The sequence below is a fragment of the Dactylosporangium sp. CA-233914 genome, assembly GCF_050942935.1.
Lineage (GTDB): Bacteria > Actinomycetota > Actinomycetes > Mycobacteriales > Micromonosporaceae > Dactylosporangium.
In genome coordinates this window covers 2,843,596-2,863,720 of sequence record NZ_CP192030.1, presented here as the reverse complement: position 1 = coordinate 2,863,720, position 20,125 = coordinate 2,843,596, and the positions used below count along the sequence as shown (strand labels likewise).

The 20,125-nt window shown below is 72.7% G+C and carries 24 protein-coding genes; 15 read left to right on the top strand and 9 right to left on the bottom strand.

The window, feature by feature from the left end; genetic code table 11:
• Window positions 1-163: 163 nt before the first annotated feature.
• The 3 genes from ACQPY0_RS13285 (at window position 164) to ACQPY0_RS13275 (ending at window position 2,682) form a co-directional block, all read left to right on the top strand.
• Complete coding sequence (locus tag ACQPY0_RS13285) at window positions 164-310, top strand: hypothetical protein (protein WP_432988417.1); 147 nt, start codon at window positions 164-166, stop codon at window positions 308-310.
• Window positions 311-332: 22 nt separating this feature from the next.
• Window positions 333-1,199 carry a hypothetical protein gene (locus tag ACQPY0_RS13280; protein ID WP_432988415.1) on the top strand — a complete coding sequence of 289 codons (867 nt, stop codon included), beginning with the start codon at window positions 333-335 and terminating at the stop codon, window positions 1,197-1,199.
• A 106-nt stretch (window positions 1,200-1,305) separates the two neighbouring features.
• On the top strand, window positions 1,306-2,682 hold the full coding sequence (locus tag ACQPY0_RS13275) for a PQQ-binding-like beta-propeller repeat protein (RefSeq protein WP_432988413.1): 1,377 nt from the start codon (window positions 1,306-1,308) through the stop codon (window positions 2,680-2,682).
• Window positions 2,683-2,764: 82 nt separating this feature from the next.
• Here ACQPY0_RS13275 and ACQPY0_RS13270 read toward each other — a convergent pair whose 3' ends face one another.
• Both ACQPY0_RS13270 and ACQPY0_RS13265 read right to left on the bottom strand, forming a co-directional pair.
• Window positions 2,765-3,598, bottom strand: a complete 834-nt coding sequence (locus ACQPY0_RS13270; protein ID WP_432988411.1) for a helix-turn-helix domain-containing protein — start codon at window positions 3,596-3,598, stop codon at window positions 2,765-2,767.
• 203 nt (window positions 3,599-3,801) lie between these two features.
• Window positions 3,802-4,044, bottom strand: a complete 243-nt coding sequence (locus ACQPY0_RS13265) for a DUF397 domain-containing protein (protein WP_432988409.1) — start codon at window positions 4,042-4,044, stop codon at window positions 3,802-3,804.
• Between the two features lie 207 nt (window positions 4,045-4,251).
• Between ACQPY0_RS13265 and ACQPY0_RS13260 the strand changes: the two genes are divergently transcribed.
• The 3 genes from ACQPY0_RS13260 to ACQPY0_RS13250 are packed head-to-tail and all read left to right on the top strand — an operon-like array spanning window position 4,252 to window position 5,622.
• Window positions 4,252-4,977 (top strand): GGDEF domain-containing protein, encoded by a 726-nt coding sequence (locus ACQPY0_RS13260; protein ID WP_432988408.1) that lies wholly within the window; start codon window positions 4,252-4,254, stop codon window positions 4,975-4,977.
• 10 nt (window positions 4,978-4,987) lie between these two features.
• Window positions 4,988-5,191, top strand: coding sequence for a hypothetical protein (locus tag ACQPY0_RS13255; protein WP_432988406.1), 204 nt, complete (start codon window positions 4,988-4,990; stop codon window positions 5,189-5,191).
• On the top strand, window positions 5,188-5,622 hold the full coding sequence (locus ACQPY0_RS13250) for a hypothetical protein (RefSeq protein ID WP_432988404.1): 435 nt from the start codon (window positions 5,188-5,190) through the stop codon (window positions 5,620-5,622). Before ACQPY0_RS13255 ends, ACQPY0_RS13250 begins: the two co-directional genes overlap by 4 nt.
• Here the strand turns inward: ACQPY0_RS13250 and ACQPY0_RS13245 are convergent.
• The gene (locus tag ACQPY0_RS13245; protein ID WP_432988402.1) at window positions 5,543-6,283 is read right to left on the bottom strand and encodes an endonuclease/exonuclease/phosphatase family protein; all 741 of its coding nucleotides are present in this window, start codon (window positions 6,281-6,283) and stop codon (window positions 5,543-5,545) included. The two genes, ACQPY0_RS13250 and ACQPY0_RS13245, sit on opposite strands and share 80 nt — an antisense overlap.
• An 11-nt stretch (window positions 6,284-6,294) precedes the next feature.
• Here ACQPY0_RS13245 and ACQPY0_RS13240 point away from each other — a divergent pair, with 11 nt between their 5' ends.
• Window positions 6,295-7,551 (top strand): ArgE/DapE family deacylase, encoded by a 1,257-nt coding sequence (locus tag ACQPY0_RS13240; protein ID WP_432988400.1) that lies wholly within the window; start codon window positions 6,295-6,297, stop codon window positions 7,549-7,551.
• Between the two features lie 175 nt (window positions 7,552-7,726).
• On the top strand, window positions 7,727-8,074 hold the full coding sequence (locus tag ACQPY0_RS13235) for a PadR family transcriptional regulator (protein ID WP_432988398.1): 348 nt from the start codon (window positions 7,727-7,729) through the stop codon (window positions 8,072-8,074).
• A gap of 234 nt (window positions 8,075-8,308) precedes the next feature.
• On the opposite strand, the gene ACQPY0_RS13230 is transcribed toward ACQPY0_RS13235, so the two are convergent.
• Window positions 8,309-8,749 (bottom strand): MarR family winged helix-turn-helix transcriptional regulator, encoded by a 441-nt coding sequence (locus ACQPY0_RS13230; RefSeq protein WP_432988396.1) that lies wholly within the window; start codon window positions 8,747-8,749, stop codon window positions 8,309-8,311.
• 81 nt (window positions 8,750-8,830) lie between these two features.
• On the opposite strand from ACQPY0_RS13230, the gene ACQPY0_RS13225 reads away from it, so the two are divergent.
• Window positions 8,831-9,202, top strand: a complete 372-nt coding sequence (locus ACQPY0_RS13225) for a cupin domain-containing protein (protein WP_432988394.1) — start codon at window positions 8,831-8,833, stop codon at window positions 9,200-9,202.
• On the opposite strand, the gene ACQPY0_RS13220 is transcribed toward ACQPY0_RS13225, so the two are convergent.
• A complete protein-coding gene (locus ACQPY0_RS13220) occupies window positions 9,154-9,981 on the bottom strand; it encodes an AraC family transcriptional regulator (RefSeq protein WP_432988392.1) in 828 nt (275 codons plus the stop codon). The two genes, ACQPY0_RS13225 and ACQPY0_RS13220, sit on opposite strands and share 49 nt — an antisense overlap.
• A 48-nt stretch (window positions 9,982-10,029) precedes the next feature.
• Between ACQPY0_RS13220 and ACQPY0_RS13215 the strand changes: the two genes are divergently transcribed.
• From ACQPY0_RS13215 to ACQPY0_RS13195, 5 genes are all read left to right on the top strand, one after another.
• Window positions 10,030-10,440, top strand: coding sequence for a DUF2000 family protein (locus tag ACQPY0_RS13215; RefSeq protein WP_432988390.1), 411 nt, complete (start codon window positions 10,030-10,032; stop codon window positions 10,438-10,440).
• Between the two features lie 36 nt (window positions 10,441-10,476).
• Window positions 10,477-11,790 carry a condensation domain-containing protein gene (locus tag ACQPY0_RS13210; RefSeq protein ID WP_432988389.1) on the top strand — a complete coding sequence of 438 codons (1,314 nt, stop codon included), beginning with the start codon at window positions 10,477-10,479 and terminating at the stop codon, window positions 11,788-11,790.
• A 75-nt stretch (window positions 11,791-11,865) separates the two neighbouring features.
• A complete protein-coding gene (locus ACQPY0_RS13205) occupies window positions 11,866-12,501 on the top strand; it encodes a hypothetical protein (RefSeq protein ID WP_432988387.1) in 636 nt (211 codons plus the stop codon).
• 61 nt (window positions 12,502-12,562) lie between these two features.
• Window positions 12,563-12,817, top strand: coding sequence for a sigma-70 family RNA polymerase sigma factor (locus ACQPY0_RS13200; protein ID WP_432988385.1), 255 nt, complete (start codon window positions 12,563-12,565; stop codon window positions 12,815-12,817).
• 34 nt (window positions 12,818-12,851) lie between these two features.
• Window positions 12,852-13,628 (top strand): alpha/beta fold hydrolase, encoded by a 777-nt coding sequence (locus ACQPY0_RS13195; protein ID WP_432988383.1) that lies wholly within the window; start codon window positions 12,852-12,854, stop codon window positions 13,626-13,628.
• Between the two features lie 418 nt (window positions 13,629-14,046).
• Here ACQPY0_RS13195 and ACQPY0_RS13190 read toward each other — a convergent pair whose 3' ends face one another.
• Entirely contained in the window at window positions 14,047-15,249 is a 1,203-nt protein-coding gene (locus tag ACQPY0_RS13190; RefSeq protein WP_432988381.1) for an MFS transporter, read from the bottom strand.
• Window positions 15,250-15,480: 231 nt separating this feature from the next.
• Window positions 15,481-17,028 carry a hypothetical protein gene (locus ACQPY0_RS13185; RefSeq protein WP_432988379.1) on the bottom strand — a complete coding sequence of 516 codons (1,548 nt, stop codon included), beginning with the start codon at window positions 17,026-17,028 and terminating at the stop codon, window positions 15,481-15,483.
• Between the two features lie 55 nt (window positions 17,029-17,083).
• Between ACQPY0_RS13185 and ACQPY0_RS13180 the strand changes: the two genes are divergently transcribed.
• A complete protein-coding gene (locus tag ACQPY0_RS13180) occupies window positions 17,084-18,481 on the top strand; it encodes an FAD-dependent oxidoreductase (RefSeq protein WP_432988377.1) in 1,398 nt (465 codons plus the stop codon).
• A 32-nt stretch (window positions 18,482-18,513) separates the two neighbouring features.
• Here the strand turns inward: ACQPY0_RS13180 and ACQPY0_RS13175 are convergent, their stop codons facing one another.
• Together ACQPY0_RS13175 and ACQPY0_RS13170 are read right to left on the bottom strand one after the other, a co-directional pair.
• Window positions 18,514-19,128 carry a DUF4328 domain-containing protein gene (locus ACQPY0_RS13175; RefSeq protein WP_432988375.1) on the bottom strand — a complete coding sequence of 205 codons (615 nt, stop codon included), beginning with the start codon at window positions 19,126-19,128 and terminating at the stop codon, window positions 18,514-18,516.
• Between the two features lie 83 nt (window positions 19,129-19,211).
• Window positions 19,212-20,123 (bottom strand): LysR family transcriptional regulator, encoded by a 912-nt coding sequence (locus ACQPY0_RS13170; protein WP_432988373.1) that lies wholly within the window; start codon window positions 20,121-20,123, stop codon window positions 19,212-19,214.
• Window positions 20,124-20,125 lie beyond the last annotated feature (2 nt).

Below are 20,125 nucleotides of genomic sequence, written 5' to 3'. Positions count from 1 at the left end.
AGGCCCGTCGCGCCCGGGTGGAGCGTGGCGACCGGGCTGGCCTTCTGGGATCGCTGGGCGCGGACGCTGGTGCACCGGCGGCACTCAGGGCACCTGCCGCCGCCGTCGATACTGCTGCCGAGCTGGCAGGCGCTGCCCGGGCCGGTCGCCGCGAGGCTCGCGGGTGCCGCCGGCCGAGGACGCCGACCTGGAGGTCCGCAAGGCCGAAACCCCGGTCGTGGCCGGGATTCTCGCCGCCGGCCAGGGGCACCTGCCGCACCGGTATGTCCCCCGCAACACGGCGATGGACCGCATCGAGGCGGGCGCCTGAGGCACGGGTACGCTCCCCCGCCATGGGGGATCCCTTCGCCGGGCTGGACACCTCGTGGGCCAAGGCCGCCGAGCGCAGGGCCGTGCGCGCCAACCGCTTCCGCCGGCTGGGCGGGCTGTTGCGCCGCCGTCGCCGGGGCGGCGGGTCGCGCGGGCGTCGGCGGCTGCTGCTCATCGGCGGCATCGCCGCGGCCGCCGTGGTGGCGTCGTTCGGGCTGTCGTTCCTGCTCAAGCGCGGGCCGTTCGACGGCACGCCGGCCGAGGACTACGCGCGCGGCGTGGCCGGCATCGGGCTGCCCGCGGCCGCGGCCGTCGAGGGGTTCACCGCCGGGCAGGTCGACGACGCGCTGCGGCAGGTGCGCGCGGCACTGGTCGCCGCCCGGCTCGACCCGCGGATGCTCACCGGGCACGACCCGGCCGCGCTGGTGGCCCTGCTCGCGCCGCAGCAGCGCGAGTCGGTGAGCGGCTGGTTCGGCGACCCCCGCCAGCACGGGTTCGCGACGTTCGTCGACCCGGCCGCGCGGCTCGACGCCGACGAGGAGCCGCGGGTGCGCGGCACGGTCACGTACAACGCGGACACCGCCGACGGCCGCCCGACGCTGCACGTGCTGACAAACTTCGTGTGGGTGTACGCGTTCGCCGGCGACGGGCTCGCCGCGCCCTACGCGGCCGTCCACGACCAGCTGCGGTGGGACTTTCCGGCCGGTCAGGGCATGTGGCTCGGCACCGGCCGGTGGTACGTGACCCACATGGACTGCGACGCGCTGCGCCACGGGCTGCTCTCGCCCATGCGGCAGGCCAAGATCAAGGCCGGCATCCAGTTCAAGGACCCGCGGGACTACCTCGACGCCGGCCACACGATGGACGTCACCAACACCTGCGACGGCTAAGGCCTGGCCGCGGGGACGTGCTGGTGTTCGTCACACCAGTTCGGCAGGAGCGGGGAGGCGAGCGCTTCGCCGGTGTGGGACGCTCTTCTGACGATAGGGGGGTCCCGTGCCGGACGCGATCATCGAGCTCGATCTGAGCACTCCGTGGGAGCCGCTGGAGTCGCCGCCCTCACCGCGCCGACGTATGCAATGGCAGTGGTTCGCGCTCGCCGCGGTCGCGTTACTCACCGCAGGTCTGCTCGTGGCGGCCGTGCCGGCCCGGGGCTTCGGACCGGCGTTCACCGTCGACGACTCGGTCTTGAGTGTCAACTTCGCCAACGGCCGGCTCGTCCTGAGCCAGTCGTCGGGTGCGATCGAGGTCCTGAGCCTGAGCGACGGCTCGCGGCTCTGGTCGGTGCCGTCCGACGGCAACCACAACGAGCATCTCGCGATCGTGACCGACCAGGTGGTCGGGCTGATCACCGGGTTCGGCATCACCGACCGGGGCAGCACGCTCACCGTGCTCGACTTGGCCACCGGCGCGCGGCTCTGGCAGCGCAAGCAGGTCGGCGAGTTCGGGCCGGCCGGTGGGCGGTTCATCGTGGAGGACCTGACCGGGGTCGTGGATCGCCTGACCACCGTTTCCTATGGCGCCGATGACAACTCGTCCAACCCCCCGGCGGAGCAGCGCGACCAGCGGTTCCTCGCGCTCGACGAGCGGACCGGTGCCACGGTCTGGGAGGTCGACGTGCCGAAGGGCTCGCTGGGCGCCCTCCCGTGGAGCAGCGTCGGCTCCGTCGAGCATATGACGGAGCTGAGCCCGACCGGTCTGCTGCGGATCCGCGACGTCGGCACCGGCGCCGTCACCGCCGCCCATCAGCTGTCCTGGTCGGGCACCATCTCCTCGTACACGACCGGCACCTCGTTCCCGGGCTCCGTCGCCCCGGCCCGTGACCAGGTGGTCATCTTCAAGGCCGGCGACCGTGGCGCCGACGTCTACGACCGCGGCAGCGGCCGACTGCTCTGGCACTGGCAGGGCCAATCGCCGTTCGGCGGGCCCTCGACCTGCGGCGCGGAGCTGAACTGCGTGCAGAGCCGGGACGGCATGTACGCCCTCGACGCGCACACCGGCCGGACCGTGTGGCGCGTCGAGGGGTACAACATCATCCTGCGCGTCGAGGCGGGCATCATCGCGTTGACCAGGTGGTCAGATTCAGGCAACCTCACCCTGAAGGGCGTCGCGACCGTCGATGTGCGCACCGGCCAGGTCCTGCGAAAACTCGACAATTGGTCCGTCGCGCAGGGCGGTTCCAGGGACCGGTTCGTCGTCTGGAAGCTGCTGGACGACCACTCCGCCGTGCTCGGTGTCCTCGACCCGCGCACCGGCGGGGTGACCGTGTTCGGCAAGGCCAGGGACTGGTACGGGCGGCCCGCCTGCATCCAGTCCGGCGACGATCTGGCCTGCGTGGCGGCCGGCAGCCTCTCGGTGTGGAAGCTGCCCTGATCATCAGCACAAGCTGCGACGACTCCTGTCCGCCAGCCATCAAATATCGACCCGGGTGAACGTGAATGGCCAGCGCACTGGATCAGGCGTCGAGGTCCTTGCGGATGTCCTCCAGGATCCGCGCCGTATCCGTCGGCGGGCGGGCCTCGACGCACAGGCGCTCCATCGCCTCGGCGTAGAGGTCGACGTCGTCGCGCTTGTCCAGATACAGCGCCGAGGTCAACTGCTCGATGTAGACCACGTCGGGCAGGTCCTCGTCCGGGAAGCGCAGGATCGTGAAGGCGCCGCCGGCCGCGGCGTGGCCGCCGGCGTTGAACGGGATGACCTGGAGCCGGACGTTGGGCAGCGTGCTGTTGATCTCCAACAGGGCCTCGACCTGGCCGCGCATGACGTCCAGGCCGCCGATCGGGCGGCGCAGGGCGGCCTCGTCGACGACCATCCACAGGCGGGGCGCGTCGGGGCGGGTCAGGATCTGCTGGCGCTGCATGCGCAGCTCGACCCGGCGCTCGATCTCGTCCTCCTTGGCCCGGCCGTGGCCGAGCAGGACGACCGATCGGGCGTAGTCCTTGGTCTGCAGCAGCCCCGGCACGAACTGGACCTCGTAGGTGCGGATGAGCGCCGCGGCGGCCTCGAGGCCGAGGTAGGACTGGAACCAGTTGGGCAGCACGTCGCCGAAGCGGTGCCACCAGCCCGGGTTGTTGGCGTCGCGGGCCAGCGCGAGCAGGCGTGTGCGCTCCTCGGGGTCGTCGACCCCGTAGAGGGTGAGCAGGTCGGCGACGTCGCGCTCCTTGAACCCGACGCGGCCCAGCTCCATCCGGCTGATCTTCGACTCCGACGAACGGATCTCCCAGCCGGCGTCCTCCCGGGTCACCCCCTGCGCCTCGCGCAGGCGCCGCAGATGGGCGCCGAGCAGCATCCGGAGGACCGTGGGGCCTCCGGATGCGCCTCCTTCAGTTAGACCGGTCGTCACCGTGCTGCCTCCGGGACCGTCTTGGTCGAACAGTCTCGCTCCGCGGGGCACCCCGCGGACCCGAGTAAGCATGCCATGACCGGACAGTAAGCGGGAGTGGGCTCGCCTCGGTCGGCGGGACGCGAGCCTGCTCGATCTTCAGCGGGGCTTTACTCACCTAACAGATTGTCGAAGTCTCCGTCGCGCGCGCCGCCGATGAAGGCAGCGATCTCGTCGTGCGTGTAGATCAGCGCCGGCCCCTCGGGGTCGCGCGAGTTCCTCATGGCGAAGCCGGTCCCGTCGGGCAGGCGGGTCAGCTCGACACAGTTGCCGCTGGGGTTGCTGCGGCGGCTCTTCTGCCAGGTCACACCGGAGATGTGACCGGCCGGCATCCCGTTGTACGTCTGCTCCATGGGCATCTTTCTGAGGACCTTGGTTGAAAGTTCACCAAGCGAAGGGCGTCTGCACGTGCATCGGCTCTTGCTTCTGCAGCCGATAAAGCGCATGCTAGCGCATGTGCGAATGTCAGGGCTCGCTCACAATTCGTGATCGAAACCGGACGTTCGCTCCCAAATGATCGGGCGGCTTCCCCAGCTGCGATCCATGGAAGGGACGCGCGCATGGATCCCCTCGCCTTCCTGGCCGGTGCGGCCGCGGCGGCTGGGGCGTGCGTGGCCATTCCTGTCTACCTACGCGCGCGCCGCGCGGAGCGGCTCGCCGAGCTGCTGAGCGCCGAACTCGAGGTGCAGCGCCACGCGGCGTTCCACGACCCGCTCACCGGCCTGGCCAACCGCCGCGCGTTCTACCAGCGCGGCGCCGAGCTCGTCGCCGACCGCGCGCGACACCCCCTCGTCGCCGTCGTGCTCGACGTCGACGGGTTCAAGCAGATCAACGACGTCTACGGCCACACGGCCGGCGACCAGATGCTCGTGACGACCGCCCGCCGCCTCTCCGCCTACGCCGCCGAGTCCGGGATCGTGGCCCGCCTCGGCGGCGACGAGTTCGCCGGGCTGCTGGCCAGCGGCCCCGGATCCCCGCAGGAGCAGGCCGACCGGCTCGCGGAGGAGCTCGCCGCGCCGATGCGGCTGCCGGGGTTGCCGGCCGGGCAGGTCATCACCGTGAGCGTGTCCGTCGGGCTCGTCCCCGTCGAGCCCGGCGCGCACCTCGCCGACGCCGTGCACCGCGCCGACGCCGCCATGTACCGCTCCAAGGGTGCCCGCCGCCGTCACCACCCGGCGGCGCAGCACCTGGCCGTCCACCCGGCCACCCGTCTGGTCGAGCACCAGCACGTGGTGCGGGTGAGCAAGCCCCGCGACACCTCCCCCTTTCCGACCACGGCGACCTAGAGGATTCGCTATGGAGCTTCCCGACCTCGTCCGCCAGCGCCGTCGCCACCAGCCGCGCCCCCGCGGATGGCTGGCCGCCAAGCTCAAGCGCGGCGAGCTGTGCCGCGACTGCGGCCGGCCGTGGCCGTGCGACCAGTACGTGACCGCCCGCAACTCGGTGCTCGTCTACGCCCTGCGACGCCTCGAGGTCGCCCGGCCGGGGAGTCTGGGGTGAGTGCGGCGCACATTCCGGCCCGGCCCGAGTGGCGGTGCACGGGATGTGCCGAGCCGTGGCCGTGCGCGACCAAGCGCGAGCAGCTCACCGCCGAGTACACGGACAATCCGGCCGAGCTGCGCACGCTGATGGCGCTGCGGGTGGCCGACGCGGCCGAGGATCTGCGGCAGTACGGCCAGGAGCAGCTGTGGCAGCGCTTCCTCGGCTGGCTGCCCGCCCCCGGTCCCGGCCCGATCATCCGCTGGGTGGCCAACCCGCCGCTGGGCGGGTTGCGCCGCTCGCTGCCCCCGCGCGAGCAGATCGACCCGCGCACCTCCGGCAGCGCCGCGCAGGCCGCCGCCGCCCAGGTCTCTACGCTGCCCGGGCCACCAGCGGGTAGTGGTCCGAAGCGGATTCCGCCTCCCCGCCGGTCACGACGAAGCACTCGCTGAACCGCCCCGCCACGCCCGGCGTCGCCCACGCGTAGTCCAGCCGCATCTCGGTGAACTCCGCTCCCCCGCCGCGGGTCGTGGGCACGGTCCACGCCTGCCCGCGCCCGCAGCGCCGGTAGAGATCCACGAGCCCCCGCCGGGCCAGCAGCGCCGTGGCCCGCGTGTCCGGCCTGCGGCCGTTCAGGTGCCGGCGGCGGTACGGCATGGACAGCGTCGCCAGCGACACCGAGTGCTCGCCCCACGGGTCGAGCGTGTTGAGATCGCCGAGCAGCACCGCGTCACCCGTGACGAAGCCGGCGAGCCAGCCCGCCTCCACCTGCCGGACCCGTCCCCAGTACGGGAACAGGTGCGCCGACACGATCGTCAGCGGCCCCAGGTCCGTCGCGACACGCACCCACGCCGCCGCGTGGTGGAACGGCCGCGCGATCCGCCCGGCCCCCAGCACCCGCAGGCGCCGCGAGACGAGCAGCCCCACGGGCTGTCCGCGCCGCGAGCGGGCCGTGAATTGCCGCATTCCGGTCAACGCCCCCAGCGGCGGCTCCCCGCGCAGCTCCTGAAGGGCCACCACGTCCGGCTCGGGCCCGGCCACGACCCGCCCGATCGCCTCGAGCCGATCGCCGCCGCCGCTTCTGATGTTGTACGTCATGAGCGTCAGCGACATATGTTGCCCTCGTGAACCATGCAGCCCAGCCTGTTCTCGACGCTCTGCGCGCGGCCCGCCCCGAAACCGTCGCCACGCTGAGCGACCTGATCCGGATACCCAGTGTGGGCGGCAGCGCCGCGGAAAGCGAGATCGTGCACCACGTCGCCGCCCGGCTGCGCGCCGAGGGCGTCGAGATCGACCTCTGGCCGATCCCGGTCGCCGAGCTCGCCGCCCGGCCGGACTTCCCCGGCATGGAGGTCCACCGCGACGAGGCCTGGGGCCTGGTCGCCCGCCTCCCCGGCAGCGACCCCGGCGCGCCGTCGCTCATGTTCAACGGCCACCTCGACGTCGTCCCGCCCGGCCAGCCCGCCACCTGGAGCATCGACCCGTGGTCCGGCGAGGTCCGCGACGGCCACGCGTACGGCCGCGGCGCCTGCGACATGAAGGGCGGCTTCGTCGCCGCGCTGCAGGCGTTCCTGGCCCTGCACCGCACCGGCACCCGTCCCCGCGGCGACCTCCTGCTGGCCGCCGTCGTCGGTGAGGAGGACGGCGGCCTGGGCACGTACGCCACCCTGGAGCGCGGCTGGCGCGCCGACGCCTGCGTCATCACCGAGCCCACCGCCCTGGACGTCCTGGCCGCCAACGGCGGCGCCCTGACCTTCCGCCTGCGCGTCCCGGGCCTGGCCGCGCACGCCTGCGCCCGCACCAGCGGAGTGAGCGCGGTCGAGAAGTTCCAGCTGATCTTCCCGGTCCTGCGCGCGCTGGAGGCCTCCCGCAACCGTGCCGTCGACCCGATGATGCGCCGGTGGGACATCGCGTACCCGCTGGAGATCGGAACCGTCCGCGCCGGCGACTGGGCCTCCACGGTCCCGGATCTCCTGGTCGCGGAGGGCCGCTTCGGCGTGGCCCTGGACGAGCCGGTGGACTCCGCCCGCGCCGAGTTCGAGTCCACGGTCGCGCAGGCGTGCGCCGCCGACCCGTGGCTGAAGGAGCACCCGGTCACGGTCGAGTGGTGGGGCGGGCAGTTCGCCTCGGGCCGCTGCCCGGCCGGCAGCGACCTGGTCCAGCGTGTGGTGTCGACCCACGCCGCGGTCCACGGCGGCGCGGAGCCCGCCGTGGTCGGCGCCCCGTACGGCTCGGACCTGCGCCTCCTGACGGCGGCGGGCATCCCTGCGGTGCAGTACGGCCCGGGCGTCGGCTACGGCCACTGCCCGGACGAGCGCGTGTCCCTGGACCAGGTCCACGCCTGCGCCGAGACCCTGGTGCACCTGGCCCTGCCGGAGTAGCCGCCCAGCTACTGTACGTAAGAATGTAAATACATTTCGTGTTCGAGGGTGCCGAAGCATTGACCCGCTGCTGTTAAGACAGTTAACTAAAACACATCCAATCGAGTGCGGCCACGACAGCCTGTCAACCGTTCGGTTGATGGTATATATCGACAATCTTTATATAGTGATGGGTATGACTGGCTTACCGTTACGCGAACCGACGTTTCTCGTGCTCACCGCGTTGGCGGCCGAGGCGCAGCATGGATACAGCGTCCTGGACGACGTGCGCCGCATCTCCGAGGGAAGGGTGCGGCTGCAGGCCGGGACGCTGTACGGCATCCTGGACCGGCTTCGCGCCGACGGGCTGATCGAGGTGGATCGCGAGGAGGTCGTCGCGTCGCGGCTGCGGCGGTACTACCGGCTCACCGGGGTCGGCCGGGACCTGCTCAGCGCCGAGACCGACCGGCTGCACCGCAACGCGGCCGCGGCGGATCGCCGACTCCGGCAGCTCAGCCTGTCGACCAACGAGGCCGCGGCATAACGCACCACGCGGGGCGATCGACCGACCGCCGCCGCACGGTCGAGGGCTATCAAATTTCGGATAAATCCGGGCACCTCATGCCGGGATTTATCCGATTTTTTTGTCGCGAATTCGGCCACCCGGACCGGTTTGCCCGCCCGGCCGCCGCACATGCCGATAAATCGTGATATGTCCGAAAAGTCGTGGCGCGGCAGCGCCCGAGTTTTCGGACATATCGCCGATCAGGCGGAGGCCTCAGGAAGCCGAGATCCGCAGCAGTATCTCCCGCAGCCGGGTCAGCTCCGCGGACCCGAGCAACTCCGCGAAGTCCCGATCCACCGCGGCCATCGCCGCCGGCGCCTCGTCCCGGAACCGCTCCCCCCGCTCGGTCAGGGAGACGACGACGGCCCGCTGATCGGTCGCGTGCGGCCGCGACCGCACGTAGTCGAGCGCCTCGAGCTCCTTGACCAGCCGCCCCATCATCTGCCGCGTCATGCCGGCCCGCGCCGCCAGATCGGTGATCCGCGTCCCCTCCGGATCGAGGTTCGTAATCACGGGCACGTGCCCGAGCCGGATCTCCGCATGCCCGCTCGCCTGCAGCTTGGCCAGCGACGCGGCCTGGGCCCGCCGGTGGGCGTGCAGCAGCAGGCGTCCCAGGGGCAGAGCGCGCAGCTCGGCGTCAGTGAGGTCCGACATGCGAAACCCCGTTTACAAAGTACGAAACCTGGTTTAGTTTCAAGGCCACACACCAACCGACGGGAAGGGAACAACCAGACGATGAGTATCGTCCGTGCGGCCACGGCGCCGCGATTCGAGCTGGGCGGCACGCGGTTCACGGTGTATGCCGGGCCCAGCCACGGCTCCCAGGAGATCTGCACCTGGCGGCTCAGCGTGCCGGCCGGGCAGCAGTCCATGCCGCACACGATCGACCGGGACGAGGTGTTCATGGTGCTGTCCGGCGCCATCCACCTGGAGCCGGGCGGGGAGGTGCTGGGGCCGGGCGACTCGGCCGTCGTGCCGGCCGGGGAGAAGATCGAGATCGGCAACCCGGGCGACGAACCCGCCGAGGTGTACGTCGCGCTCAAGGCCGGCGTCACGGCCTACCACCTGGACGGGACACGGTTCGGCACGCCGGCCTGGGCCGCGTAGGCGCCCGGCGTGACGCCGACGTACCGCTTGAAGTGCCGGTGCAGGTGCGCCTGATCGTGGAAGCCCACCTCGGCGGCGACGTCGGCCGGGCGCCGGCCCGCCAGCAGGAGCCGTCGAGCTCGCTCGATGCGGCGGCTCAGGAGGTACCGATGCGGCGGCAATCCGAACGTGGACGTGAAGGCCCGGACGAGGTGGCCGGGGTGACTGCCCAGCAGGGCGCCCGCCTCCTTGAGCGTGATGCCCGTGGCGGTGCGGGCGTCGATCAGCTCGCGCAGCCCGTCGGCCAGCCGCCGGGGCTGCGGTACCGCCGGGTCCGAGACATGGTGCCGATCCAGGTGCTCACGCAGGCGGCCCCGGATCAGCGCGAGCCGGCTCTCCGCCTCCAGCTCGTCACCCGGTGAGTCCAGGGCCTGGTGCAGCTGGTGGATGCGCGTGCGCAGCAGCGGGTCGTCGAAGCCGGGCTCGTCGACGGCGGCGGCGGCCAGGGACGGGGGCAGGACGGCCGCGTCGAGGTACACCACGCGCTTGCGAAACCCGTGGTGCGTCGCGGCGCGGCCGTCGTGCGGGACGTCCGGCGGCAGGATCGTGACGCTCGCGCGGCCGGCGGCGCCGCGGTGGTGGCGGTCGAGGTCGAAGCGGATCGCGCCGGCGTCGACGATGAGCAGGGTCCAGGCGTCGTGGACGTGCGGCGGGTACGCGTGGTCGACGAAGTGCGCGTGGAAGACCTCGGCGACGCCCGGCACCCGCGGGCGCCACGCCGTGACCAGCTCGGACGCCATGTTCACAACGTACAAGCCAGGGCGGGCGCCGTACCGCAGGGTCGTACCATGACGTTCCCCACCAAGATCGCCGTGCTGCTCCGCGACGACCTGCCCGTCTGGCAGCGGCTCAACGTGACCGCGTTCGTCGTCAGCGGGGTCGCTGGCACCCAGCCGGAGCTGCTCGGCGAGGACTACGCGGACGCGGACGGCACGACGTACCTGCCGATGTTCGGCCAGCCCGTGCTCGTCTTCGAGGGCGACGCAGCCGCCCTCGCCGCCGCCCACCACCGGGCCGTCGAGCGCGGCGTCGCATGTGCAGTTTTCACACAGGAGCTCTTCGAGACCGGCAACGACACCGACAACCGGGCCGCCGTACGCGCCGTCGCCCGGGCTGACCTGCGGCTGGCCGGGCTGGCGGTGCACGGGCCGAAGAACGCGGTGGACAAGATCCTCAAGGGGGCCCGGTTGCATGGTTAGATTCCGGCGGTTGCCCGCCCGAATCGAGGAGAGCAAATGGCCACCCCCGCCCGCGTCGTCATCCCGTTCGAGGGCGAGGGGGCCGGCCGCGGCCCGCTGTCCTGGGGGCAGATCGAGAGCTGGCAGGCCGTGCAGCGGCTCGGGCACTGGATGCCGATCGGCGGCGTGCGGCCGGTGCCGGCCGGGACCACCCTCACCGACCTCGTCGGCGAGCTGCGGTTCACGGTGCAGCGGCACGTTACGCTGCGCACCCGCCTGCACGTCCCGGACGACGGCGGCACCCCGGAGCAGGAGGTGTTCGCCGCGGGCGAGCTGGTCGTCGAGGTGTACGAGAACGTCGATCCGGAGGCGATCGCGGACGGGTACCGTGTCCGGCCGTTGAACTTCGCCACCGAATGGCCGATCCGCGCCGCGGTCGTGTGCCACGACGGCGTCCCCGCCTTCCTGGTCGCGCTCATCTCGCACTTCGCGATGGACGCGGCCGGTGCCGCGACGATGCTGCGGGAGGTCGCCGAGCGTCCGCAGGAGCCGCCGGCCGGGCTGACGCCGCTGCAGCAGGCCGCGTGGCAGGCCTCGCCGTCGGGGCGGCGGCAGAACGCCTCCGCCCAGCGCCACTTCGAGGCCATCCTGCGGACGATGCCGCCGCAGCGCTTCGCGACGCCGGTCGTGCCGCGCTCCCCGCGGTACTGGCGCGCCCGCTTCGACTCGGCGGCGCTGCCGCTGGCGCTGCGCGCGATCACGGACCGGCTCGAGGTGGACCCGGCGGTGACGCTGCTGGCGGTGTACGCCGCGGCGCTGCACGAGACGTTCGGCCTGAACCCGGTGGTGATCCGGCCGCTGGTGAGCAACCGGTTCCGCGCCGGGCTGAGCGACATGGTGTGCACCGCGGTGCAGGCCGGCCTCTGCGGCGTCGACTGCGAGGCCGGCTTCGACGAGATCGTGGAGCGGACGCGGAAGGCGGCGCTGGCCGGGTTCAAGTACGGGTACTTCGACCAGCGCGACCTCTGGGCGCTGCGGGACCGGGTGGCGGCCGAGCGCGGCGAGCCGCTGGAGATCGGCTGTTTCCTCAACGACCGGCGCGGGCCGGTGCCGATGGACCGCCCCTCCGCCGAGCAGATCGAGGCGGCGCTGCCCGAATCCCGGCTGTCCTGGATCACCCGGCAGGATCACCCGGCGCTGGAGCCGCTGATCCTCGACGTCGAGGACCTGCCGGAGGTGCCCGGGGCGGTCCGCTGCACGGCCCACACCGACACCGCGCTGCTCGCCCCGCGCGACGCCGAGCGGGTCCTGTGGAACATGGAGCACCTGGCGGTGTCCTTCGCGCACCCGGCCCATTCGTCCTTGGGGTGAGATCGGACCTGGTCGAGGACGCCACCAATCGCGTCGGAGCGCGCTCGGCGCGAAGGTCTATTAGGATCGAGCACTGTGACGGTCCAGCGCAGGCTCGCCACCGTGTTGCTCGCGTTCGTGTTCCTCGCCGGGTGCAGCTCAGGGCATCCGGGGGAGATCACGGTTACGAAAGTGCAGAGCGACCCGGTGCGGTATGCCTCACTCCAGGAGTTCCTGGCGGCCGTACCAATGATCATCACCGGTGCCGTGACCGACACCGTGACCATCGCCAAGGAGGTTCCGCCCCCCAACGGCGGCGGCCGCGACCTCTACGGCAAGATCACCTTCCAGCCGATCGACCTGCTCAAGGGCGACCCGCCGACGGGTGGGCTGACCGTCGAGTTCGCCAGCGGCAAGCGGCACGACGACAACGGGCCCGACTACACCGGCTACCAGGTCGACCGCCTCGAGGCCTTCCAGCTGGCCGACTCCACCCTGCTGCCGGTGACCGCCTTCGCCGGGCGCAGCTACATCGTCTTCGCCACCCCCGCCCCGCGCCCGGTGATCTCCGAGGGCTTCACGTGCCTCGTCGTGGCCGAGGTGCTGGGCGGCGGCCAGCTGAAGTTCCCGCAGAACGGCTCGCCGGTCCACACCCAGGGCCAGCCGGTCACCATCTCCCTGGACGACATCAAGGCCGCGCTGAACTACCAGCCGAAGCAGCCGTCGCGCTGAGACCACGACCGCGTAAGAGCGGTTTCAGCGGCGCGTCAGGATCGCCGCCCATCGTGGTCACATGGATGTCGTGCCCCTGCAGCGGCCGCCCGGCGAGCCACCGGACGCGATCGTCGAGCGCCTGCCGGTCATGGACCTGCTCAACAAGCTACCGCCACGCCGCCGCGCGGTCCTGGTGCTGCGCTACTGCTACGACCTGTCGATCGAGCAGACGGCCCGAACCCTGGGCTGCAGCACCGGCACCGTGAAGAGCCAGTCCGCACGAGCCCTCGCCACGCTGCGTAACCACATGGTACGCACCGGGTTCTCGTCCTGAGATTCTGTCGTACCCGGATGCCAGGATGCGGAGCATGGAACTGACCACGCGCGGCACCGGCACCCCCGTCCTGGCGATCCACGGCTGGACCCCCGACCACCGGCTCATGCTCGGCTGCCTCGAGCCGCTGTTCGCAGGACGCCCGGGATACCGCCGGCTCTATCCGGACCTGCCAGGCATGGGCCGCTCCCCCGCGCCGCCCGGCATCGACTCCACCGACGACGTTCTCGCCGCGCTGGAGTCTCACCTCGACGAATGGATCGGCGACGAGCCATACCTGGTCGTCGGCGAGTCCTACGGCGGCTACCTGGCCCGCGCCCTGGCCAACCGCCACCAGCACCGCGTGCTCGGCCTGGCCCTGCTCTGCCCGATCGGCACCGCGGTCAAGCACGCCGAGCGCACCCTGCCAGCCCACGTCACGCTACGCGCCGACCCCGCCCTGGCTGACGCCGACCCGGGATTCCTGGAGATGGCGGTGGTCCGCACCCCGGAAACGCTGCGCCGCTTCCAGACCGAGATCCAGCCCGGCCTGGACACCGCCAACGCGACGGCACTGGCCCGCATCGGCGCCCGCTACGCCCTGTCCACACCACCGGAGTCAGGCTTGCCGTATGCGCGACCGACCCTGATCCTGACGGGCCGCCAGGACTCGGCAACCGGCTACGCCGACCAGTATGCGCTGCTGCCCCACTACCCGCGGGCCACCTACGCGGTGCTGGACGTCGCCGGCCACAACCTGCAAATCGAGCAGCCGGCCCTGTTCGAGGCCCTGATGCACGAGTGGCTGGACCGCGTCGCGGAGTCAAGCTGACGGCCGAGCACCCGGCTCGAAGCCGCTGGCCCCATCACGGAGTCAGGTTGACGGCCGGGCGTCCGGCTCGGAACACGACCACGCCACGCAGCCCACCGACAAACAAGCACCCGGCCCGGGGCGCGGCTACGACCACGTCACGCAGTCACGCCCACGGCCGAGCATCCAGCTCCGAGCACGGCTGCGGCCGAAGCGCGGAGTCAGGCTGACGGTCGAGCATCCGGCTCGGAACGCGGCTGGGACCACGTCATGCGGGCAGGCTGACGGCCGGGCATCCGGCTCGGAACGCGGCTGGGACCACGTCACGCGGGCAGGCTGACGGCCGGGCATCCGGCTCGGAACGCGGCTGCGACCACGTCACGCGGGCAGGCTGACGGCCGGGCATCCGGCTCGGAACGCGACTGGGCCCGTCACAGAGTCAGGCTGAGGGTCGGGCGTCCGGCTCGGGGTGCGGCTGGGGCTGTGATCGGGGCTGGGGCTGGGGGGTGTGGACGGCGGCGGCGCTGGCGGCGACCAGCAAGGCCAGGGCGGCTGGCAGGATCAGGGCGATCGGGAGGGAGACGGCCCTGGTGGCGGCCCCGATGAGGACCGGGCCGGCGAGGAAGCCGGCGTAGCCCATGCTCACCGCGACCGAGAGCGCGCGGGCCGGCTGGGCGGGGTTGCGCGCGGTGGCGGCTGAGAACACCTGCGGGGCGACGCAGGACAGGCCGGCGCCCAGGGAGGCGAACCCGGCCACGCCCGCGAAGCGGTTGTCGACGAGCAGGGCGGTGCCCAGGCCTGCGGCGGCGAGGAGTCCTCCCGCGCGGACCAGGCGCACGGGGCCCAGGAGGGCGGTGAGGCGGTCACCGACGAGGCGGCCGGCGGTCATGGCGATGGCGAACGCAGCGTATCCGGCCGCGGCGAACCCGGCGGTCCCGCCCAGGTTGTCGCGGAGATACACGGCGCTCCAGTCCGCCGCGGCCCCCTCGCCGACGAGCGCGCAGAACGCGAGGGCGCCGAGGAGGTAAACGCCGTCCAGCCGCGTGGTGGTCGCGGTGGTGGCGGCGTCGGGGGTGCCGGGCGGCGGCTCGGGGGCGATCCAGGTCAGCGACCACGCGGCCAGGGCGGTGGTGATGACGGCCATGAGGAGGAAGGTGCCGCGCGGCGACCAGCCCGCGTGGGCGCACAGACCGCCGAGCGCGGCACCGGCGAAGCCGCCGATGCTGTAGACGGCGTGGAAGGAGGAGATGATCGGGCGGCCGTACGCACGCTGGACGCCCAGGGCGTTGGCGTTCATCGACACGTTGAGGATGCCGTGGTTCACGCCGAAGACGAGCAGGGCGACGGTCAGCAGCACCAGCGACGGGGCGTAGGCCGTCGGCAGGAGCAGGACGCCCTCCAGCAGGGCCGTCGGCGCCGCCACCCGCACGCTGCCGAAGCGGTCGACGAGCCGCCCGGCGCCCAGTTGCCCGGCGATCGCGCCCGCGGCCAGGCCCAGCAGGGCCGCGCTCAGCCGCCAGTCGTCGAGGGCCAGGCCGTGCTTGATGGCGGGGACCCGCGCCGTCCAGACTCCCAGGGCGCCGCCGAACAGCAGGAAGAGGAGGGCACCGGCGAACCTGGCGCGGCGAAGCTGGACTCGCACACCGCACGGTAACCGATAACCCCTCGGATCCGCAGACCACCGACACCGAGCCCCACCACGCCCACCATCACGAACGTAACAGCCACGGCCTTGAATACCGTCCCGCGCACCCGACACCGCCGCGCGGGCGTAAACATCGGGGCGTGGGCTTCGGGCTTGCGGTGTGAACTGCGGGAACGTGTGCCACCGGGCGGTGGGCGCTGCGGCGGCGGACCGGCTTCAGGTTCGGGGTCAGTTTGGCAGGCCGCAGGTCTTCGCCACCTGCCCGGCCGCCGTCAGGTTGCCCGTTCGGGCCAGGAGGATCGCCTCGTGGCGGGCTGTCGCTTCCGTTGGGGCGGCGGCTCTCGCGATTGCCATCAACGGCTCGTCGCCGGCCTCCGCCGCGGCTGCGGCCAGGTGCTCGGCGGTGCGGTCCCGCGCCTCGGGGGGCAGGGCGGCCAGGGCCTTCTCCAGGTGGGAGTGGGTGGCGGGCGGCAGCAGGCGGGTGGCGCCGGTCGAGGTCGCGCGGTCGGCCAGGGACGCGACCGCGGTGCGGGTGCACTCCTCGGGGTGGGTCGTGGGCAGGGCGGCGGCCTCGATCGCCTCGACCATGATCGGGGAGCGGGCCATCCAGCCGCTGTTCTTCGTTCCGACCAGGGCTGCCAGGTCGTGGCCGTCCTCGCCGGCGACGGCCGGGGCGGCGGTGACCAGCTGCTGGTCATACCACCGCAGGCGGGTCCGGAAGGTGTCGGCGTAGGTCTCGTTCAGGGTCTTGCGGAGCAGGGGGTCGCCCAGGCGGTACACGTGGATCAGTACCTCCGTGATCACAGTGGCCAGCTCCTGGGGGATGATCGCCTCGCCGGTCAGCGCGCCCAGGATCTCGCGCAGGCGCGCGTCGGTGGCCTGGTCGGGGTGGGCAGCCAGGTGACGGGCGATCTCGCGGGTGAGATACGCGGGGCCGTAGCCCGACACGCGGCAGTCGCGCATGCCGGCGAGGCTCCGCAGGGCGTCGTCGACCTTGCCGAAGCGTAGTTGGAGGGTGCCCAGGCGGTGGCGCCACATCTGCTGCTCGTCGCGGGTCCGGCCGGTCTTCGGGCACTTGCGCCACGCGGTCAGGAGGCGGTCGCCGTCCGTCGTCTCGATGCGCATCAGGGCCGCCTGGCGACGGCGGGGGTCCAGGCGGGTGGTCAGCGTCAGGGCGTCGTCGAGGCGGCCGGCGCGGGACAGGGCCCCGGCCAGGGCGGGGCCGTCGAAGTCGTCGACCGTGCCGCAGCGGGCGTCGATCTCGGCCAGGCCCAGCGGGGCCAGCTGCGTGGCGGCCGCGGCCAGGCGCGGCCGGTCGCCGAACTCGGAGGACCCCAGGATCGCGGCCCAGCGATCGAGCTGGGCGGTGTCCGATGCCGGGTACGCGGCGGAGCAGGCGGCGATCGCGCCGGAGACGCGTTCGCGGCGGTTGAGGTGCCCGGGGTAGCGCCGCTCGTGGTCGGTCGGCGCCATGACCGCGCGTAGCAGGGCCTCCTCCGGCTCCGGGTGACCGGCCACGCACGCGGCGAAGGCGGCGGCGACGTGGTCCGGTGGGTACTGGCCGCTGGTGCTCCACCACCGGGAGTACAGCTGCGGGCTGTCGAGGATGGGGCCGATCCGCTCCTCGGGCGGGAGCACGGCGAGGATGCGGGGGCCCTCGGTCACGAACGCCTCCCCGACGCCGCCGGCCAGGCGACGAAGGAGCGCACGGGCCGCGGGCTCACGGTCGCCGGCGTCGAACCAGGAAGCGAGCCAGCGAATCTCCACATCGGTCATCGCGCGACTCTATCTCCGTGAACTCGGTAAATATTTGCACTAGTAACCTCAACGTATGGCGCCCTCAGCATCGCAGCTCTTCGCCCGGATCAGCACGCCCCAGCCGCCCGGCCCGCCGCGCGTGCTCATGCGCCGGGCGGTCGTGCTCGGCGGCAGCATGGCCGGGCTGATGGCGGCGCGGGTCCTCAGCGACCACGCCGAGGAGGTGCTCATCGTCGAGCGCGACCCGACCGAGGGCCCGGGCCCGCGCCCGGGCGTGCCGCAGGGCACGCAGGTGCACGCGCTGCTGCCGGCCGGCCAGACGCAACTGGAGCGCTGGTTCCCCGGCTTCTCCGCGGAGGCGGTCGCGGCCGGCGCGCCGGGCTCCGCGCGCACGGACAACCGGGTGTACATCAACGACCGGCTCCGCGAGGTGCCGGACCCGCCGCCGACCCGCCCGATGCTCATCACCACGCGCCCGTTCCTGGAGTCGCAGGTTCGCCGCCGGGTGCTGGCGCTGCCGAACGTGACGATGGCGTACGGCCGGGCCGAGGGCCTGCTCTTCACCGGCACCGCCGTCCGCGGCGCGGTCTACGTGCCCGACGGCGCCGACGAGCCGGCCGAGGTCGAGGCGGATCTCGTCGTCGACGCGACGGGGCGCTCCAGCCGCCTCAACGACTGGCTGGAGGCGGCCGGCTGGCCGCGCGCGCCGATGGAGCGGATGCCCATCAAGCTCAACTACGCCTCGGCCCTCTTCGAGCGCGACGAGTCCGTCAGCGACACCTGGGTCGTCGTCACCCAGACCACGCCCGGCGAGGGCCGCGTGCCGCGCATCGGCGGGGTGCTCTCCGTCGAGGGCGACCGGTGGCTGATGCTCGTGGCCGGCTACGACGAGGACCGCCCGTCCCGCGACGCGGCCGAGTACGCGGCCCACTGCCGGGCCCACTTCCCGTCGATGTTCGGCGACATCGCCGAGCGCGGCCGCATGATCGGTGGCGTGATCACGTATCACCAGGCCGACTCGCGCCGCCGCGACTTCCATCTCGTCGACCGCCTGCCCGCCGGGCTGGTCGCCGCGGGCGATGCGGTGGCGTCGTTCAACCCGGTGTACGGGCAGGGCATGACCTCGGCGGCGCTGCATGCCTCGTGCCTGTCGGGCTGGCTGCAGACCGGGCCCGACGTGCGCACCGAGCCGGCCCGTGAGTACTTCGACAAGGTCCGGGTCGTCGTGGACGCCGCCTGGCAGGTGTCGACCTTCGCCGATCTGGGCCTGCCGCACATCACGTCGGGGCAGCCGCGCGGCTACCGCGTGATCCGCTGGGCCAGCGACCTGCTGCTGCGCGCCTCGATGAAGGACGAGCCGACGTGCCGGCGCCTCAACAGCGTGACGGCGATGGAGACCCACCCGGCCGCCCTGGCCAAACCCGGTGTCGTCCTGCGCGCCCTGCGCCTGCGGCTGCTCGGGCGCGTGTGAGGGCGTGGCCGGTTCCGGCCACGCCCCGGGGATCACGCCGCCGGCTTGGCGTCCTGCCAGGCCGAGACGCGACGGACGATGACCGCGCCGAGGATCGCGGCCAGCACGCCGGCGCCGCCGGTGACCGCGGCGACGAACGCGGGCGTGTGCACCTGCGTCGCGCCGCCGGCGTACGTGGTGGTTTCGGTGTACGAGACCAGGCTGACCAGCAGCGCGACCCACCAGGCGGTGACGACGCGGCGCGAGGTCCAGGTGCGGTCGGGCGAGCTGCGCGCGTAGACCTCACCGACGACCAGGCTCGGGATGACGAGGTTGGCCAGCGGGATGAACCAGCCGCCGATCGTCCAGCCCTTGCGCCAGTTGACGTTGTCGTCGTTGCGCCGGTCGAAGTTGTCGCGGGCCAGGTAGAGCCAGACGATGAAGACCACGAGCACCAGCAGGCAGGCCGCGTTGACGAGGGTCGAGGCGAGGCCCTCGCTCGCGAAGACGCCGAGCCCGGCGCGGCCCGCGGTCGCCACGACCCGGCCGGTCTCCCCGTCGGCGTCCGTGGTGCGGAACGAATCGACGACGGCGAAGAGATGGGCCAGCCCGGTGGCGGCCAGGGCGGCGACGACGATCCAACTGAACGACTGCAATCTATGTGGCATGCATAACCTTCCGAGTCGGTCCGAAAGCGTTACAACTGGCCAAAGATCGTAGGAGGATCGCGCAACACGCGGGGCGGCCCCGATCAGTGGCGGCGGCGGGCGATGGCGAACAGGTCGCGCGCCGGGCCCGTCAGCTGGTGGCCCACCGGCCACACCACGTGCAGGTGGCGCTGCAGCGGTACCGCCGCCGCCGGCACCGCCACCAGCGACCCGGCCGCCAGTTCCGCCACCACCGCGAGCGAGCTGAGCACCGCCGGCGCGTTGCCCGCCGCCACGGCGTGTTTGATCGCCGTCGTCGACGACAGCTCCAGCACCGGCGCGGCCGGCGCGCCCTGCCCGCACGAGGCCAGTGCCGCCTCCAGGGCGCCTCGCGTCCCCGACCCCGCCTCACGCGACACCAGCGGCGTCGCGGCCAGCTCGGCGGCGCTCACCCCGCGGCGGCGGCGCGCCCACGGATGCCCGGGCGCCACGATGACCGTCAGCCGGTCGGCGCCGACCACCGTGGCGTCCAGGCCCGGGGGCACTTCCGGCCCCTCGACGAAGCCCAGGTCCGCGTCGCCGGCCAGGACGCGGGTGGCCACGTCGGCCGAGTTGGCCGCCCGCAGGGTCACGGACAGGCCGGGGTTGCCGGCGTGCAGGGCGACCAGCCACGCCGGCAGGAGATACTCCGCGACCGTCTGGCTCGCCGCGACCGTCAGACGGCTGTGGCGGGACGCGCGCAGCGCGGCGATCCCCGCCCCGAGCGCGTCGGCGGCGTCGACGGCGCCACGGGCCCAGTCGGCGATGAGCGCGCCGGTCCCGGTCAGCGTTGACCCCCGCGGGCCGCGGTCCAGCAGCGTCACGCCCAGCCGCCGCTCCAGCTGCCGCAGCCGTGCGCTGGCCGCCGGCTGGGAGATGCGGTGCTCGGCCGCCGCGCGCCCGACCGAGCCCAGGCGCGCGACCGACAGCAGCAGGTCGAAGCTGGTCAGGTCGGTCACCGTCGGCGGGAGAGGCATAA